This is a genomic window from Staphylococcus sp. EG-SA-15, from assembly GCF_017151895.1.
In the GTDB taxonomy this organism is placed as follows: Bacteria; Bacillota; Bacilli; order Staphylococcales; family Staphylococcaceae; genus Staphylococcus; species Staphylococcus aureus.
Window position 1 is genome coordinate 1 of record NZ_JACVZN010000045.1, and the last position, 16,319, is coordinate 16,319.

17 protein-coding genes and 1 pseudogene are annotated in these 16,319 nt (G+C 32.6%); 6 read left to right on the top strand and 12 right to left on the bottom strand.

Annotated features, from left to right (window positions below; all coding sequences use genetic code 11):
• Nucleotides 1-89 (bottom strand): annotated as a pseudogene (locus IDG64_RS13730) (uracil-DNA glycosylase); the annotation flags it as partial.
• A 183-nt stretch (nucleotides 90-272) separates the two neighbouring features.
• Here IDG64_RS13730 and thiD point away from each other — a divergent pair.
• Entirely contained in the window at nucleotides 273-1,103 is an 831-nt protein-coding gene (gene thiD / locus IDG64_RS13735) for a bifunctional hydroxymethylpyrimidine kinase/phosphomethylpyrimidine kinase (protein ID WP_001185462.1), read from the top strand.
• Between the two features lie 506 nt (nucleotides 1,104-1,609).
• On the top strand, nucleotides 1,610-1,777 hold the full coding sequence (gene vraX / locus IDG64_RS13740) for a C1q-binding complement inhibitor VraX (protein ID WP_000587958.1): 168 nt from the start codon (nucleotides 1,610-1,612) through the stop codon (nucleotides 1,775-1,777).
• A gap of 200 nt (nucleotides 1,778-1,977) precedes the next feature.
• On the opposite strand, the gene IDG64_RS13745 is transcribed toward vraX, so the two are convergent.
• The 9 genes from IDG64_RS13745 to nagB form a co-directional block, all read right to left on the bottom strand.
• Complete coding sequence (locus tag IDG64_RS13745; protein ID WP_000671099.1) at nucleotides 1,978-2,247, bottom strand: hypothetical protein; 270 nt, start codon at nucleotides 2,245-2,247, stop codon at nucleotides 1,978-1,980.
• Between the two features lie 2 nt (nucleotides 2,248-2,249).
• Nucleotides 2,250-2,615 carry a protein VraC gene (locus IDG64_RS13750; RefSeq protein WP_001165058.1) on the bottom strand — a complete coding sequence of 122 codons (366 nt, stop codon included), beginning with the start codon at nucleotides 2,613-2,615 and terminating at the stop codon, nucleotides 2,250-2,252.
• The gene (locus IDG64_RS13755) at nucleotides 2,590-3,729 is read right to left on the bottom strand and encodes a thiolase family protein (protein WP_001070676.1); all 1,140 of its coding nucleotides are present in this window, start codon (nucleotides 3,727-3,729) and stop codon (nucleotides 2,590-2,592) included. The genes IDG64_RS13750 and IDG64_RS13755 overlap by 26 nt, the downstream gene beginning before the upstream one ends.
• Before the next feature lies 1 nt (nucleotide 3,730).
• On the bottom strand, nucleotides 3,731-5,107 hold the full coding sequence (locus tag IDG64_RS13760) for a long-chain fatty acid--CoA ligase (protein ID WP_001100835.1): 1,377 nt from the start codon (nucleotides 5,105-5,107) through the stop codon (nucleotides 3,731-3,733).
• Nucleotides 5,108-5,650: 543 nt separating this feature from the next.
• Nucleotides 5,651-7,051 (bottom strand): MFS transporter, encoded by a 1,401-nt coding sequence (locus tag IDG64_RS13765; protein WP_000347061.1) that lies wholly within the window; start codon nucleotides 7,049-7,051, stop codon nucleotides 5,651-5,653.
• Nucleotides 7,052-7,552: 501 nt separating this feature from the next.
• Nucleotides 7,553-8,200, bottom strand: a complete 648-nt coding sequence (locus IDG64_RS13770) for an HAD family hydrolase (RefSeq protein WP_000667095.1) — start codon at nucleotides 8,198-8,200, stop codon at nucleotides 7,553-7,555.
• Between the two features lie 112 nt (nucleotides 8,201-8,312).
• Entirely contained in the window at nucleotides 8,313-8,861 is a 549-nt protein-coding gene (gene hxlB, locus IDG64_RS13775) for a 6-phospho-3-hexuloisomerase (RefSeq protein WP_000807389.1), read from the bottom strand.
• Between the two features lies 1 nt (nucleotide 8,862).
• Nucleotides 8,863-9,495, bottom strand: coding sequence for a 3-hexulose-6-phosphate synthase (hxlA, locus tag IDG64_RS13780; RefSeq protein WP_000422864.1), 633 nt, complete (start codon nucleotides 9,493-9,495; stop codon nucleotides 8,863-8,865).
• Nucleotides 9,496-9,571: 76 nt separating this feature from the next.
• Nucleotides 9,572-10,330: a glucosamine-6-phosphate deaminase gene (gene nagB, locus IDG64_RS13785; protein WP_000866419.1), complete on the bottom strand. Its 759-nt coding sequence runs from the start codon at nucleotides 10,328-10,330 to the stop codon at nucleotides 9,572-9,574.
• A 275-nt stretch (nucleotides 10,331-10,605) separates the two neighbouring features.
• Here nagB and IDG64_RS13790 point away from each other — a divergent pair, with 275 nt between their 5' ends.
• From IDG64_RS13790 to sdgB, 4 genes are all read left to right on the top strand, one after another.
• Nucleotides 10,606-10,968 (top strand): YojF family protein, encoded by a 363-nt coding sequence (locus IDG64_RS13790; protein WP_001557152.1) that lies wholly within the window; start codon nucleotides 10,606-10,608, stop codon nucleotides 10,966-10,968.
• Nucleotides 10,969-10,981: 13 nt separating this feature from the next.
• Nucleotides 10,982-11,647: a bacillithiol biosynthesis deacetylase BshB2 gene (gene bshB2 / locus IDG64_RS13795; RefSeq protein ID WP_000129068.1), complete on the top strand. Its 666-nt coding sequence runs from the start codon at nucleotides 10,982-10,984 to the stop codon at nucleotides 11,645-11,647.
• A 12-nt stretch (nucleotides 11,648-11,659) separates the two neighbouring features.
• On the top strand, nucleotides 11,660-12,538 hold the full coding sequence (gene folE2 / locus IDG64_RS13800) for a GTP cyclohydrolase FolE2 (protein WP_000134234.1): 879 nt from the start codon (nucleotides 11,660-11,662) through the stop codon (nucleotides 12,536-12,538).
• Nucleotides 12,539-12,819: 281 nt separating this feature from the next.
• Complete coding sequence (sdgB, locus tag IDG64_RS13805; protein ID WP_001106110.1) at nucleotides 12,820-14,310, top strand: serine-aspartate repeat adhesin O-glycosyltransferase SdgB; 1,491 nt, start codon at nucleotides 12,820-12,822, stop codon at nucleotides 14,308-14,310.
• 124 nt (nucleotides 14,311-14,434) lie between these two features.
• Here the strand turns inward: sdgB and sdgA are convergent, their stop codons facing one another.
• On the bottom strand, nucleotides 14,435-15,907 hold the full coding sequence (gene sdgA / locus IDG64_RS13810; RefSeq protein WP_001106728.1) for a serine-aspartate repeat adhesin O-glycosyltransferase SdgA: 1,473 nt from the start codon (nucleotides 15,905-15,907) through the stop codon (nucleotides 14,435-14,437).
• Nucleotides 15,908-16,025: 118 nt separating this feature from the next.
• The coding region (locus IDG64_RS13815; protein ID WP_049297754.1) for an LPXTG cell wall anchor domain-containing protein at nucleotides 16,026-16,319 on the bottom strand (294 nt) is incomplete at its 5' end.

Consider the following 16,319-nt stretch of genomic DNA (forward strand, 5'->3'; position numbering starts at 1 on the left):
GCAGTCGAATATTCTTTTTCTAAAAAATCATGCATAGCTTTAAAGTCATGTTTCGTTGTTATGTCATGAAAAATTTGCGACCATTCCATTCAATCTCACCTCAGGACATATTTTAACATATCACACTTATCTAAAGTGAATGACATTTTCAAAAGTTACAATAGTATGAATGATTCATTTCAACAATCATCAAATATTGAATGCTTAATATTTTTCAATTAGGTTAAAAATGATATGATGAATACAATATTATTATGTAGGAGTGAAGCTCAATGGCTTTAAAGAAAGTTTTAACAATTGCCGGTTCTGACACAAGTGCTGGCGCAGGTATGCAAGCAGATTTGAAAACGTTCCAAGAATTAGATACGTATGGCATGGTCGCTTTAACTGCCATCGTTACTATGGATAAAGATACATGGTCACACGATGTCACACCATTACCTATGGACGTATTTGAAAAGCAACTTGAAACGGCTTTATCAATCGGACCTGATGCTATTAAAACAGGTATGTTAGGTACTGAGGAGATAATCAAACGTGCTGGAGAAGTATATGAGGCATCTAATGCACAATATTTTGTAGTAGATCCTGTCATGGTTTGTAAAGGCGAAGATGAAGTGCTTAATCCTGGAAATACTGAGGCGATGATTAAATATTTACTACCTAAAGCAACGGTAGTGACACCAAACTTATTTGAAGCGGGTCAATTATCAGGATTAGGTAAATTAAATTCAATTGAAGATATGAAAAAGGCTGCAACAATTATCTTTGATAAAGGCGCACAGCATGTCATCATTAAAGGTGGCAAAGCTTTAGATCAAGATAAATCGTATGACTTATACTATGATGGTCAAACATTTTATCAACTAACAACAGACATGTTCCAACAAAGTTATAACCATGGTGCTGGTTGTACATTTGCTGCGGCAACAACTGCATATTTAGCTAACGGTAAGTCACCGAAAGAAGCTGTGATTAGCGCGAAAGCTTTCGTCGCTTCTGCTATTAAAAACGGTTGGAAAATGAATGATTTTGTTGGTCCTGTGGATCACGGTGCATACAACCGTATTGAACATATCGATGTTGAAGTAACAGAGGTTTAACGATTAGGCGGTTCATCTATAAATCAACATTATTAGCCACACCACTTAAATTGGGTATGAACTCAATTTATGTGATGTGGTTATTTTTTTATAATCATCATGCTCTGTATATAATTTAAATTTGAAAGTTACATATAAGCGTTATTAGCTTTTATTGAAAATTTCATACATATCGAACAATACATACAAATATTTCCTATACATCTACATCTATGACTAAATAACCCTTTATTTTCAAGATGAACTTAAACTCATCTATATGCTCAATACCTCTATCATTATCATTCTTTTGCGATAGATGCCTCTCTAATCATATATGTTATATTTCCCAAATGACTGCCAGGCGACTCTATAAATATATATTTATTTAGAACTTTTATACATAAATAGTCTTAGTAAATCATACGTTCTATGTCTGATAAAAAGTTGATACTTAAGGTTGATGTCACACATAAAAATGTTATTTATAATATAACCATAGAGTAGCAAAGGAGGTAATATAGGTTATGATTATTTATCGACAGTATCACCATGAAGGCGCACCAGTTTATGAAATTATAACCAAAACGTTTCAGCATGTTTCAATTAAATGTGACGATTCATTTAGTGATACTGAAATATTCAAATTGCTCTCTTTATTACAAGACGATATAGATCATATGAAAGTTAGTTAAATTGACTAATCGTTCCAATAATCCAGAATTTATTAAACATTGATATAGTTGTTATTATTATTTTAGATTAATGCATCCCCGTGCAAAGAAAGAAACGTAACCTATATTCATCTCTGTTCCCAATAATAATAACAATACATAACTGATATTAGCTGTCCTTTCATCTCCTAATTAATATGCGTTCATGCAGCTAATATCGGTTATTTTTTTGTGCTCAAAGAAATTTTTATTTTAATCTCTCCATCGTCATTAATTGCTATAATTTCGTGTTCGTGTTGTTCAATGAATTCGATATTTTCATTTATTAAAATAGGTTTAACGTAGTTAATTTGACACTGGTTTGTCTCTAATGACATAGCCATCAGCATCATTTGACTCACTAATTGTCCTGGCACAATCTCATTATGTATTGGATTATCATCATTTACGAGCGCCAAATATTCATTTATCCATATCTCATTAAACTTCATCTCTACTTCATCGCCTTAATAAAAGTTTGTGTAACCGTTATGACATGTTGATCATTTTTAGTTAATGTTAAAGCCATTGTATAACGTGTGATATTGCGAGTCTGTCGGCATTCAATATCTTCTAAATGCCCTACATATATTGTGTCTACTTCTATCTTTTGAGTTTGATTAATTGCTGATTTTGTTAAAATCAGTTCGCTATTTGCATATTTTTTAAATAAATCAAATTTTGGCCATAATGACGCACACATTAATGGTGGTACTTCTTTTCTATAAGGTTGGTTAAAACACTGATAATATGCAGCCACACTATCCTTAGAAAATGACACATTTAATCGCTGGTTAGAATCGAGTAAATAATGCTGCATTTCCTAGACCTCCCCCTATCCCCATAGATGCAATCATAGTCTCTTTGTCAAACATATAAAATAATCGAGTCACTAATTGGGCACCGCTTGCACCGTATGGATGACCTGATGCTAATGCACCACCCCATATATTTAATTGCGTATTTGAAATATTTAAAGCTTGTTGGCAGGCAACTACCTGTGCACTGAACGCTTCGTTAATTTCAATGACTTCAATATTTTCTATCGTTAATTGATTTCTTTTTAGTAAGTTGGAAATGGCTGGTACTGGACCAATGCCAGGAAAATTAGAATCAACACCTACCGTAACACCATCTTTAAATAATAAACCATGCTCGAAACCTAATTCGTATGCCATATCTTTTTCCATAATAAGCAATAAAACTGCACCATCATTTTTCATACAACTATTCGCAGCGGTAACGGTCCCACCTTTGATCACGGGCTTAAATCGGCCAAAGTTATCTTTCGGAATATGTGATTTTAGACTTTCATCAGTGTTGAATATTTCTCCTTTAACGGTTATAGGTAATATTTCCTGAGAAATATTTCCATTCTTTACATTTTCCGCTGTCAATTGATGACTTCGATAAGCAAATTCATCTTGTAATTCTCTTGAAACATCATACATCTTGGCCACATTTTCAGCACCTTGAATCATTGATGGGTCGCTCATTTCAGGTGCAAATGATGCACGCTCATAAAACTCAGGTAATGCTGTTTCGTACACAGAATGCGGTCGTTTGATTTTCCAAGGTGCTCGACTTGTACTTTCAACACCACCTGCAATATATACCTTGCCAGCTCCGGCTTGGATCATGCGACATGCATATTGAACACTTTCAAGTCCAGACCCACATTGCCGATCGATTGTGACGCCAGGTATTGAATCTTTAAGCCCCGCTTCAAGCAATGCTTTTCTTGCAATATTGCCACCATTCCCAACAACATTACCTAAAACTACATCATCTATTTTAGATATTACCTCTGGATACTTCTCTTTAAAATGTTGGAATAAAGGTTTAAGCAATTGTTCTGGCTCTAAATGTTTTAAAGTGCCACCATATTTCCCAAATGCAGTTCGTTTAGCTGCAACTATGACTGCTTGATTCATATTATAATTCACCTCTCAAATACATCGACATCATTTTTTCTCTAGCAATTTTACCACTTGCAGTGTAATACATCTTTTCTACATGATGAATCATCGATGGAATTTCATAGCGTTTCACTTTCTTTTTTAAAAATTGTTTTACATTTTTATGTGTAAGTGTCACATCACCAGAATAAAGCAATACGCCTATTTGACCAAAACGCTCATTTGGAATACCGATGATAATTGCTTCATCAATGCTCGAAGATTGCGTTAAAAGGCGTTCAACATGTGCTGGATATATATTTTGACCACCAATAATTAACATATCCTGTTGACGTCCCGTTAAATATAAATACTGCTCTTTTACATAGCCATTATCATTAGTAACAAACCATTCATCATTATTTATACATTGTTCACTTACATAGCCACTAAACATCATATTACTTTTTATACAAATAGTTCCTATACCATTGTGATCGTGATTCGTTGTTTTCAATTCCACATTTGGAAATAGCACACCTACTGATTCAACTGGTGCTTGCTGATTCAAGTTATAGCTGATAAAACTGGTTTCCGATGTACCAAAAAATTCAATCAAATTTATGTCATTTGCTTGATTTTTTATCTTTTTAAAAATAGAAGAATGCAGCTTATCTCCACTGCTAAAAAATGATTGGATTGTATGTTCATTGTTGTAAACTAACAATAATGATTTAATCATCGTTGGAACAAGAAACATAGCAACTTTGTATGATGATATTTTATGACATTGATTAAGTAACTTTTCAGGATGAAAAGTGGTCTGTCCTATAAAAGTACGACCGGAACTTAAAGCAAACAATAACGCATATAATGTTAACGAGTGCGATAGTGGTCCAGGGGCTGCTATTGCATTTTCATTTTTTAACATCAACATTTCATTAACTTCAAAAGAAGCCAACCATGAATCTTCATCACGATAATATGCTTTTGGCAGTCCAGTTGTCCCTGAAGTAAAACCAATATGTAATAAATTGGGGTAGTGCTGTAATTGCGTTGAATCAATAAACATCGGTGAGTCTATATTCTGCATGAGACCTGTATCTCCAATTACATCTTTAATACCATATTTTTCAATCAATTGACGATGTATAGTACTTTGCCATTTACCTTCCATCATCATAGGCACTTTATGTAAACGATGCAAAGCTAAATAACAAATAATACTTTGCACCGGTGATTTCATATTAATAGCAACGACAGGGTTAAGTGAATATTTCTGCAAAGATTCAACTGCGCTAGTGATGCGGGCATTTAGTTGACTATATGTAATTGTTTCATCATCGATATGTAATGCTATGTCATTAGGTTTATTTTGAGTATGTGTTTTCAACTGTTCTAAAATTACGTTCATCAATATCCCTCACTCAATGTAAACTTTAAAATACATATTGTTAACATTATATAATGAATAAGTATTTTTATCAGGTAAACCTGCCTATTATAAAAATCAAACTTAAGCCCTAGATAAATTTGATACTGTAGTACCATGTTTTTTATTAGATAAGACGTTACTATATGTATATAGAGAAAAGAAGTTATCGCAATCGCAATAACTGACACAAATAAGTCACCCAATCTATTTAAGTTTGTGTTCTCTATAATAATATTGAAGGTTAGAGTCTCAATATTAATTGCGTTGGACAAAATACTCTAAGACATATTTACATCCTAACATTTCAATAGCAAGAGAATTTTAAGTATTCAAAGCTAAACATATGCTTTAAGTCCCCTCTTTCCCCCATTGCGATAATCATTGCAGTGGGGGTTTATGTATATACAAAAACTTTATTACGGCTAATTACAGTTCTCAATTTAAAAAGCACTTTAAAGTTAGCAGAACCTACTAGCTTTAAAGTGCTTATATACGATTGATTTATACTTTTTATTAAAATCTCTAATTCTTACGTTCTTTAACCCACCATAATGCTTCTTTTGGATGTTCTGCATAATAAGCTCTATCTTGCTCGTTATCTACATTTGGATACGAACCTTTTAGAGATTTTCCTGCTGTACTTAAATGTAAGAATGTAATAACTAAAAAGCCAATAACACTGATTGCTGTTAAATAATACGCAGGTGCTAATGGATCTCCAGTTTTCGTAACTAACCATGTTGCAACTAATGGCGTCGTACCACCAAATATCGAAACAGAGATATTAAATGTTACTGATAAAGTTCGATATCTTATATGACTGTAAAACATCGTTGGTAACGACCCTGGCATTGTCGCTTCGTAAGTTGATAAGAAAAATCCTAATATAAATATACCGATTACTATTACAACAAATGATTGTGAATGTAATAACATAAATGCGATGATACTGAATAATGTTAGCCCACCAGTACCAATTAGAAATACTTTCTTTTCACCTATTTTATCCGCTAACTTACCAAACATTAATGCTAATGGAATCATTATTGCCATGACACAAGTAATTAATACACTTGTTGTCGTTGCATCTAATTTAATAACTTGTTCTAAATAGGTTGGTAAATATGCAGTTACCATATAGTTCGTAACATTGAAGAATACAACAGCTACAAAACATACAAATATATCTTTGTAATAAAATCTGATGATTTGTAAAAAGTTAATGTTATCTCTTTCTGGTTGTGTTGCAACATCATTTTCGAAAACTGGTGATTCTTCCAGCTTACGACGTAAATATAAGCCAAATAATCCTAGGAATAAACCGAGTAAGAATGGGATTCTCCAACCAAATGATGCCATTTGTTCATCTGTTAAAAAGAATGTTAATACAGCAATCATAATTGAAGCAGCTATGTAACCTGATAATGTCCCAATTTCTAGTCCACTACCTAATGAGTTACGACGCTTATCTGGAGATGATTCGGCAACATATGTCATTGCCCCCGCATACTCTCCACCTGTTGAAAATCCTTGCAGTACTCTTGCAAGCAATAATAGTATTGGTGCCCAAAGTCCAATTTGATCATAGCTTGGCAATAATCCAATGGTTAATGTTGAAAATGCCATTAAAATAATTGTAGATGTTAATACAACTTTACGTCCATATTTGTCACCAATAATACCAAATACGACACCACCAATTGGTCTTAATAAAAACGCAATGGCTAATGCTGCGAAAGTCAACATTTGTCGAATGTCTGCATTCTCTACTGGAGAGAAGAAGTTCGCTCCAATGTACGCAGTTGTATATGCATAGACACCAAAATCGAACCATTCCATTGCATTACCGATACCGGTTGCAACAACGGTTTTTTTAGCTTTCTTTGCATCCACCATGTTAATATTCTCTTTATTAAAATCCATGAATTCATACACTCCCTCTTGTATGTTTCATAATTATACGGAGTTAATTAGTTTTGTCAAATTTATAAGGATTTAAACTTTTATATAAATACAAAAGTATGTTTACTCAAAAATTTCACTTTATCGAATTAAATTCAATGATTTTATACCCTCATACATTTGAATTAAACAATAATAATTCTTAAATCATCGAACGATTAACTTTTTGGAATTATAACTAAAAATAGCGATAGCACACAACTTCATGTAAGTCATATGCTATCGCCATTTTCGACATCGTATTTAAATGTTTATACTCAATTTACTTCAATAACTTTGTCATTACTTTAATTTATTTTTACAAAAATAAATGATCAACGAGTCAGACATTACTCTTTAAAAATTCATAATGTTTAATAAATATTTATTTTAAATTCCTAATCTAAAGCGAAATATTTCTAAGTATAATCTAATATTTATGAATATGCATTTTAACCATGGTATTCTCTGTTTTAACAAATTTTATAATACTGTATTAATTTCTGATGGATCATTGATTATAAAATCTGGATTTGAATGAAGTAATGACCTTGCATCATGTGCTCCCCATGTTACTGCTGCAGATGGTACACCAGCATGTTGCGCCATCTCAACATCAAATGTTGAATCACCAATATAAACCGTTTGTTGGCTATTTAAATTGTAGCGTTGCACAATTGTGTGTATGCCTTCAGGATTTGGTTTATATGCACTTACTTGATCGGATCCAACAGCTTCGGTAATCAAGTGATTTAATCCAATAGCCGATAAATTTCTTTCTAATACATCACTCTTCTTACTAGACACCACGAAAAGTTTTTTCCCTTGGTTATACAAACTTGTAATGGCTTCAGTTATACCCGCAAATTCATAAATATAGTCCTTTTCAATAGATTGATATGTATGTCTAAATGTATCGATTAACTTTGCTAATGCTGCTTCATCTAATGGTCGGTCTGCTAATTTTAAAAATGATTCTTCAATAGGTATTCCCATATAATGCGTTATTTCTTTAGATGATGGTTCCGTTAAGCCACATGCTTTAAATGCACTTTGTGTTGCTACTTCACCACATTTTTTCGTGTCTGCCAACGTACCATCAAAATCAAAAATATAATTGTCAAACTTCAATATTAACACCCCTATTCGTTTATTATTGATATTATACTATAATTTATTATTTAAATAAAAAAATAATCGATAATATTTCTGCCTAGGCATCATATTATCGACTATCTTTATTTTATTCTAAATTAGCATGATTTTGTTGCATCGTTTGTTCCGTAACATTCATTTCAGTCATCAATCCCATTACAACACTATCTAAAAATAATTGAGATGCTTGTTCAAACAAACTTCCTAATGGTTGTGCCGAGCCTTGTTCATCATATTTTGTACCTGCAGGCAAAACGATGTTCGTCCCAGCTAGATTGCCTATTGCAGAATCTTTATTTGTAGTAATTAATACGATGTCAGCACCTACTGATTTTGCTTTGTCTGCTAATAATCTTAAATGTTCCGTGGAACCTGAACCAGAGATAATTACAAATACATCATTCGACTTAATCGCAGGTGTCGTTGATTCTCCAACAACATGTGCCTGTTTGCCGAGCTGATTTAAGCGCATTGCAAAACTATTCGCCACGAATCCTGAACGTCCTTTACCAGCTACAAATATATGTTCAGCATGTAGTATTTTGGAGGCAAACGTTGAAAACTCATCCGCTTCAACATGTGACAAAGTCATCTTTAATTCATCTAGAATTAATTGATAGTCACTAAATTCAGCCATATTACTTACCTTCGATTGCAGCGCGACATTGTTTTGCAGCTTCTACTGGATCATCTGCATTTGCGATTCCGCCACCAACAATAACAAGATCAGGACTTTCAGCGACAATTTCTTTAATTGTATCTGGTTTAATTCCACCTGCTACTGCAACTTTAGAATTTTTAATAACAGATTTAACGGTTCTTAAACTTTCTAATGGTGATTGCCCTTCTGCTTGTAAATCATAACCAGTGTGTACTGCAATATAATCCGCACCCATTTCATCTAGTTCTTTTGCACGTTTTTCTAAATCTTGAACAGCAATCATATCAACTAGTAATTGTTTATTATTTTTATGAGCTTCTTCAATAGCTGCTTTAATTGATGCATCTTCTGCAACACCTAGTATTGTAATTACATCCGCGCCAAATTTAATTGCTTGGCTAACTTCATAATCAGCTGCATCCATAATTTTCATGTCTGCTAATACTTTTACATTACTAATGTTGTCTGCCATATGTTTAACTGCTGGTAAACCTTCGTTGTAAATGATTGGCGTACCGATTTCTACGATATCTACATAATCTTTTACTTTATTTGCTAACTCAGCCGCGTCTTCTTTGTTTAATAAATCAATTGCTAATTGTAATTCCACTAAAAATCATCCTTCCAATGCTTTTTATCTTTCTATTGGAACCTTTCCCGAGGCATTTCTTAATTAAACATTGCAATCAATCCATTTCATCGACATGAATTTTCGCAACATTTTTCGGGCAAGCTTCGTCGTCTAAATATATCTCAACATTCGGGTGTTTGTGAAGTAATGTGGCTGGAACATCAACAGAAATTTCCTGATTTAATAAATGTGTAATAGCAGCACGTTTCTTTTCACCAAATGCGAGTAAAATGATACGTTTGGCTTGAAGAATATTAGCAAGTCCCATCGAAATGGCTTGCTTTGGAACATCATCTTCGTTTTCAAAATATCGACTATTAGCCTTAATAGTACTTTCAGTCAAATCAACGATATGAGTAACACTATCAAACGGCGTACCAGGTTCATTAAATCCAATATGACCATTTTCTCCAATACCTAAAATTTGAATATCACGTTGACTTTGTTGTTCTAAAACGTCATTATATTTTGACGCTTCCGCATTCATATCATCGGCATCTCCATTTGGAATATGAATGTTCTTTCTATTAAAATAAGGATATTGTTTGAAAAGCATGTCATCCATATAATAGTGATAACTTTGCGGATGTGATGCGGTTAAACCTACATATTCGTCTAAATTAAACGTGGATACATTGTCTACGTTTAACTGATTTTTATTTAATAACTTAACAAGTTGCTCATACAAATCTGTCATTGTACCACCAGTTGCTAAACCAAGTTTACAGTGCTGATTAAATGCCATCTCTTTATATAACTCACATGCAACATAGAATGATGCTTGTTTTTTCGATCCTAAGTTTAATACTTTCATTGTTTACATGCCTCCACAAATTTAATACATTTTAAAAACTTATGAATTCATTCATACACCATTAATATAGCATCATTTTTAATGTTTAACACTTTTCAAATTCCAACAAATTTTTGATTTTTAAAAGTAAAAAACTAATGCTGTATGATTGCGTAATCCTGAGTAATTACCCTTCATGAAAATTAATTTATAAATAATTGAGCAATCATATACAATTATTGAATAGTTTTTAGTAAAATAGAAAGATAAACACATTGATAGTGTAAGGAGTGAACGTGTTGGAACCAATTAAAGAACAAGAAGTTATAGATTTACTTGCTTCTTTTGAACATAAACCTGTGTATCTGCATGTTGAAACGACAAATGGGGCCTATGCGAACCATTTCGATCAACGTGTTTTTAATGCTGGTACATTTTTAAGAAACATACAAGTAACATATACGCATGCACAACTAAAAGGTGGTAATAAAGAACCTTATCGCATTGGTCTTAAACTATCAAATGGTGGTTGGGTTTATGTACAAGGTCTAACGCATTTTGAGGTCAATGAACATGATGAATTTTTAATTGCAGGTTTTAATTACGAAGGTCAACTCGCTGCAGCACTTCAAATTAGTGAGCGACCATTTAATTTATAGAGGAGGCATCAACATGACTGACGAAAGACATGTATTAGTAATATTTCCACATCCTGATGATGAAACCTTCTCATCTGCAGGCACATTAGCAAGTTATATCCAAAAAGGCATACCTGTAACATATGCATGTTTAACCCTAGGACAAATGGGCAGAAATTTAGGTAATCCCCCATTTGCAACACGCGAATCATTACCAAGTATTCGTGAGCGTGAACTAGAAGAAGCTTGTAAAGTTATTGGTATTACTGATTTAAGAAAAATGGGTTTACGTGACAAAACTGTCGAATTTGAACCCTACGAACATATAGATGGTATGATTAAATCTTTAATCGATGATACAAATCCATCATTGATTATTTCATTTTATCCTGGATATGCAGTACATCCTGATCACGAAGCAACAGCAGACGCTGTAATTCGAACGGTTGAACGCATGCCTAAAGAAGAACGCCCTCGTTTAACTTTAGTTGCGTTCAGTAATGATGCAACCGAAGCTCTTGGAGAACCTGATATTCAAAATGATATTACAGATTTTAAAGAACTTAAAATTAAGGCATTTGAAGCACATGCTTCTCAAACAGGTCCATTTTTAAAACAATTAGCAAGTCCTGAAATCGATGGTAAACAACACAGCTTTTTAACAGTCGAACCATATTGGACATATCACTTTAAATCTTAACGGAGGAAAAAAATGACTGAATTTGATTTATCGACACGAGAAGGTCGTTGGAAACACTTTGGTTCCGTAGATCCTATTGAAGGCACGAAACCTACTACTAAGAACGAAATGACAGATTTACAAAGTACACATAAAGATTTTTTATTTGAAATAGAAGAAGTTGGTATTAAAAACTTAGTGTACCCTGTACTTGTTGACCAGTATCAAACAGCTGGCACATTTAGTTTTTCAACAAGTTTAACAAAAGACGAAAAAGGTATTAATATGAGCCGTATAATTGAAAGTGTTGAAAAGCACTATGATAATGGTATTGAACTTGAATTTAATACACTTTATCAGGTGTTACGCACTTTACAAACGAATATGAAACAAAATGCGGCAGGCGTTGATGTTTCTGGGAAATGGTTCTTTGATCGCTATAGTCCAACCACAAATATTAAAGCAGTTGGTAATGCCGATGTCACTTATGGATTAGCAATTGACGGTGATAAAGTTACACGTAAAGAACTTACTATTGAAGCAACTGTCACAACGCTATGCCCTTGTTCAAAAGAAATAAGTGAGTATTCAGCGCACAACCAACGTGGTGTTGTCACTGTTAAAACATATATTAATAAAGATCAAGACATAGTTGATGACTATAAAAATAAAATTTTAGATGCAATGGAAGCTAATGCAAGTTCAATTCTATACCCTATTTTAAAACGTCCTGATGAAAAACGTGTGACAGAGCGTGCATATGAAAATCCACGTTTTGTCGAAGACTTAATTCGTTTAATTGCCGCGGACTTAGTTGGATTTGATTGGTTAGACGGTTTCGATATCGAATGTCGTAATGAAGAGTCTATCCATCAACATGATGCTTTCGCTAAATTAAAGTATCGCAAATAATATCATATGATTAATTCAAACGCGTAACATTAGTTGCGCGTTTTTATTATACCTTCTAGAGTTGTATATCTCTTTTATAAATCTTCTCATTTGATGTGCCTGAGGCATAAATCAATATCCTAAGCTCTACAATGATATATTGGTCGTAGTTGATTGAATAACTACTATCATTATAAATATCAAAATTTGTTGTTTTATAAATAAACACATCATCCAGTTAAAAGAAGTAATTAAATATTATGTGATATAATTATAAAAAATAGATATAAGTGGTGTTGTAAATGAATTATTTTGTAGGTAATAGTTTAGGTGTTAATTTAACTGGGATAGAAAAAGCAATTATTAATCGTTTAAATTTATTTAAAGAAATGGGAAGACCAGCGCAATGTGTATTTCTGTCATGGAATAGATATTTATATAGAAATGCCCAAAATTATATTACTAGTTCTGACTATATTAATATGTATGATTTCTTCCAAGAAGCAACATATTTAGAACGCAATGAACCATTTGACTGGTTGTCGTATTGGACTGATGAATGTCATTATACTTTAAAACATGTTGAAAATAGTCATGACTTTAGAATATATGATCAAGAGCGTTTCTTAATGTATGCCCATTTTCAAGATCCTAAATATCGTATATTAGATTATGTGAATCATTTTGATAGTCAAAGACGAAAAGTAAAACGTGATTTTTATGATGTGCGTGGCTTTTTAAGTTGTAGTAGGATTCTTGTTGATAAACAACAAACATTATGTGAATTTTTCTATAATCCAGAAGGTGACACAAAATTAGAAAAGTATTTTTCTTACAAAGATGGCAAACCAGAAGTACAAAAAATTATTGTTTACTATGCTAACAAACAATATTTCTTTAATAATGAAACGGAATTAGGCGCATTTTTCATTAAACAACTATATCAACATGGGGATTTATTTTTCAGTGACCGTAATGTGTACACAGCACCTATTTTCAACTTAACGCCTGAGTCAATCCCAGTAGTAGCTGTGCTTCACAGTACACACATTAAAAATATTGATGCATTAGATTCATCGCCATTTAAAAATGTATATAAAGCGATGTTTGAAAATTTATCTCGATATCGTGCAATTATCGTTTCTACTGAGCAGCAAAAATTAGATGTTGAAAAACGTATTAACCATACTATTCCAGTTGTTAATATTCCTGTCGGCTATAGTGAAACAATTGATACACCAGTCCAAACATTAGATCAGCGCAGTGTTAAATTAATTTCCGTTGCTCGTTATTCACCTGAAAAACAATTACATCAACAAATTGAATTAATTAAACGCTTAGTATCGTATGTCCCAAAAATAGAGCTTCATATGTATGGTTTTGGTTCTGAAAGTAAAAAATTAAATGAATTGATACAAAAATATGGATTGGAAAATCATGTTTACTTACGCGGCTTTTTAAGCAATCTAGACCAAGAATATAGCGATGCCTATTTGAGTTTAATAACAAGTAACATGGAAGGTTTCTCTTTAGCGCTACTTGAATCTTTAGCACATGGTGTTCCAGTTATTAGTTATGATATTAAATATGGACCTAACGAATTAATTACGCCTGATTTCAATGGTTATTTAATTACTAAAAATGATGAAGATGCCCTATTTGATAAAGTAAAATATGTGATTGATCATCCTGAAGTACAACAACGACTGTCAAAAGGTAGTTTGGCAAAAGCGCAACAATATAGTAAAGCGTCGTTAATTAAACAATGGGACCAATTTGTTCGTCTTATATAAATGTACTTCACCTTTATTTTTATAAAAAAAAGCGTTTTCCTATGTCATTTAACTAAACATGTAAGTTCGTATGAACGAGGTTTGTTAAATAGATGATTCTAGGAAAATGCTTTTTTCTTTTGACTTAGTTTAAAATATTTTGCCACTTTGTACTGATAGTAGTTGCATTGTACTGTTGTGCAGATTCTATGCTATTAATTGAAAACTGTTGCAATTTTTGAGTATTATTTAGTAATTGGTCGACCTTTTCAACCATTTGATTGATGTCACCTTGAGGTACTAAATAGCCATTAAATCCATCTTGAATCAGTTCTGATGGACCATAATCTACATCATAACTGATCACTGGTGTACCTACTGAAAGCGACTCTAAAATTGCTAAGCCAAAACCTTCCATTTTACTTGTCGATAACATCAGTTCTGCTTTAGCAATCTCTTCATTAATATGCGTCTTAAAACCATGAAATTTAACATGTTCCGATAAATGATAATCTTCTACAAGTTGTCGATATTCTGACAAACCATTTCCATGTCCATAAATATTCAATTGAATATTGGGATGTTTTGTTACTAATTGCTTGATCACTTCAATTTGATGTTTAATTTGTTTATTTTCAACGAGGCGAGCAATTGATATGATATGATTTTTCTCCTTTTGATTGATGTCAAATTGATACTTTAAATTTGCCACGTAGCCAACCGGAATATTGATAACTGGTATTTTATTTTCAATATATTGTGAAATATCTTGGCATTGCTTTTCTGTTGATACAACAATCGCTTTATAACGTGTTAAATTATTAAATACTGTTTTATAAAAACTTTTTATACCATTACCGGTACCGAATAAATGTGTACTATGGAGCACAACAACAACTGGAATACTTTGATTTAATCCCGCTATAACATTTCCTAATTCATGAGGACGATCTAATATGATTTGATCATTATTTTTACATAATTGATGGAGAAAATATTGAACTAATTCATCTTCTGTATCAAAAAATTGTTGATGCTGATCTTCATTTAAGATAACCTTTGTGAGCGTGTTTTTCCCTTTTATATCGTCGAAATATTTTTGGATGACGATTTCCCCATTAGGTGTATAGTAATTTTCGAGTACAATCCGTTGTCCTTCACCTAAAATTCGAGAACAACTTAAAAAGCCTCTTCCATCATACAATTCGCGTTTTACTTTTCTTCTTTTATGATCAAAATAATTCACATAGTTTAAATGATGATACTGTTTATCTAAAAAATGAGCATACATTATAAATTGCTCTTCATCATATATTCTGACATCATTTGAATTTTCCACAAATTTCAATGTGTACCTACATGACTTTTCCCAATACTGTATCCAGTTAACTTGCTTTGTCTTTTTATAATTGATTGCTTTTTGAAAATAGTCATACATTGTAAATACATCATTTTCAATCTGATGTTGCTTCGCATATGTGTATGAATAAGGATTCCATTTAACATATACACATTTTGAAGATATGCCGTGTTGTTTGAACAACTTCAATCTATTTATTTGCGCTTTTTCTACACCTGTAATTTTACTTTCTAAAATTGTTCCTAAAATGTAATTCATATTATCGCCTCATATAAGTTTTATTCCGTATCTTTATTGTTTATTTTATATGAAAAATACATCTATTGCATGTGTAATTATAAAAAAACCAGGCCACAAGGACCTGGGTCATATTGTATTATTTGTTTTGTTTTTTGCGACGACCGAATAACAATAATGAACCTAATGCTGCAAATAATCCACCAAATAACGTTGCGTTATTTGAGCCGTTATTTTCACTACCTGTTTCTGGTAATGCTTTTGCTTTATTGTGATGGTCTTTAGTAGTACTCATTGGTTTAACAGGTGTATGTTTTCCTGCATCCGAGTCCGAATCGCTATCTGAGTCTGAATCACTGTCTGAGTCTGAGTCGCTATCTGAGTCTGAGTCGCTATCTGAATCTGAATCACTGTCTGAGTCTGAGTCGCTGTC

Excerpts from the sequence above, each read along its gene's own strand:
- sdgA (WP_001106728.1), bottom strand. The coding sequence starts at position 15,907 with ATGAATTACATTTTAGGAACAATTTTAGAAAGTAAAATTACAGGTGTA.
- sdgB (WP_001106110.1), top strand. The coding sequence starts at position 12,820 with ATGAATTATTTTGTAGGTAATAGTTTAGGTGTTAATTTAACTGGGATA.
- IDG64_RS13755 (WP_001070676.1), bottom strand. The coding sequence starts at position 3,729 with ATGAATCAAGCAGTCATAGTTGCAGCTAAACGAACTGCATTTGGGAAA.
- folE2 (WP_000134234.1), top strand. The coding sequence starts at position 11,660 with ATGACTGAATTTGATTTATCGACACGAGAAGGTCGTTGGAAACACTTT.
- bshB2 (WP_000129068.1), top strand. The coding sequence starts at position 10,982 with ATGACTGACGAAAGACATGTATTAGTAATATTTCCACATCCTGATGAT.
- thiD (WP_001185462.1), top strand. The coding sequence starts at position 273 with ATGGCTTTAAAGAAAGTTTTAACAATTGCCGGTTCTGACACAAGTGCT.
- IDG64_RS13745 (WP_000671099.1), bottom strand. The coding sequence starts at position 2,247 with ATGAAGTTTAATGAGATATGGATAAATGAATATTTGGCGCTCGTAAAT.
- nagB (WP_000866419.1), bottom strand. The coding sequence starts at position 10,330 with ATGAAAGTATTAAACTTAGGATCGAAAAAACAAGCATCATTCTATGTT.
- vraX (WP_000587958.1), top strand. The coding sequence starts at position 1,610 with ATGATTATTTATCGACAGTATCACCATGAAGGCGCACCAGTTTATGAA.
- hxlB (WP_000807389.1), bottom strand. The coding sequence starts at position 8,861 with ATGGCTGAATTTAGTGACTATCAATTAATTCTAGATGAATTAAAGATG.
- IDG64_RS13750 (WP_001165058.1), bottom strand. The coding sequence starts at position 2,615 with ATGCAGCATTATTTACTCGATTCTAACCAGCGATTAAATGTGTCATTT.
- IDG64_RS13760 (WP_001100835.1), bottom strand. The coding sequence starts at position 5,107 with ATGAACGTAATTTTAGAACAGTTGAAAACACATACTCAAAATAAACCT.
- IDG64_RS13765 (WP_000347061.1), bottom strand. The coding sequence starts at position 7,051 with ATGGATTTTAATAAAGAGAATATTAACATGGTGGATGCAAAGAAAGCT.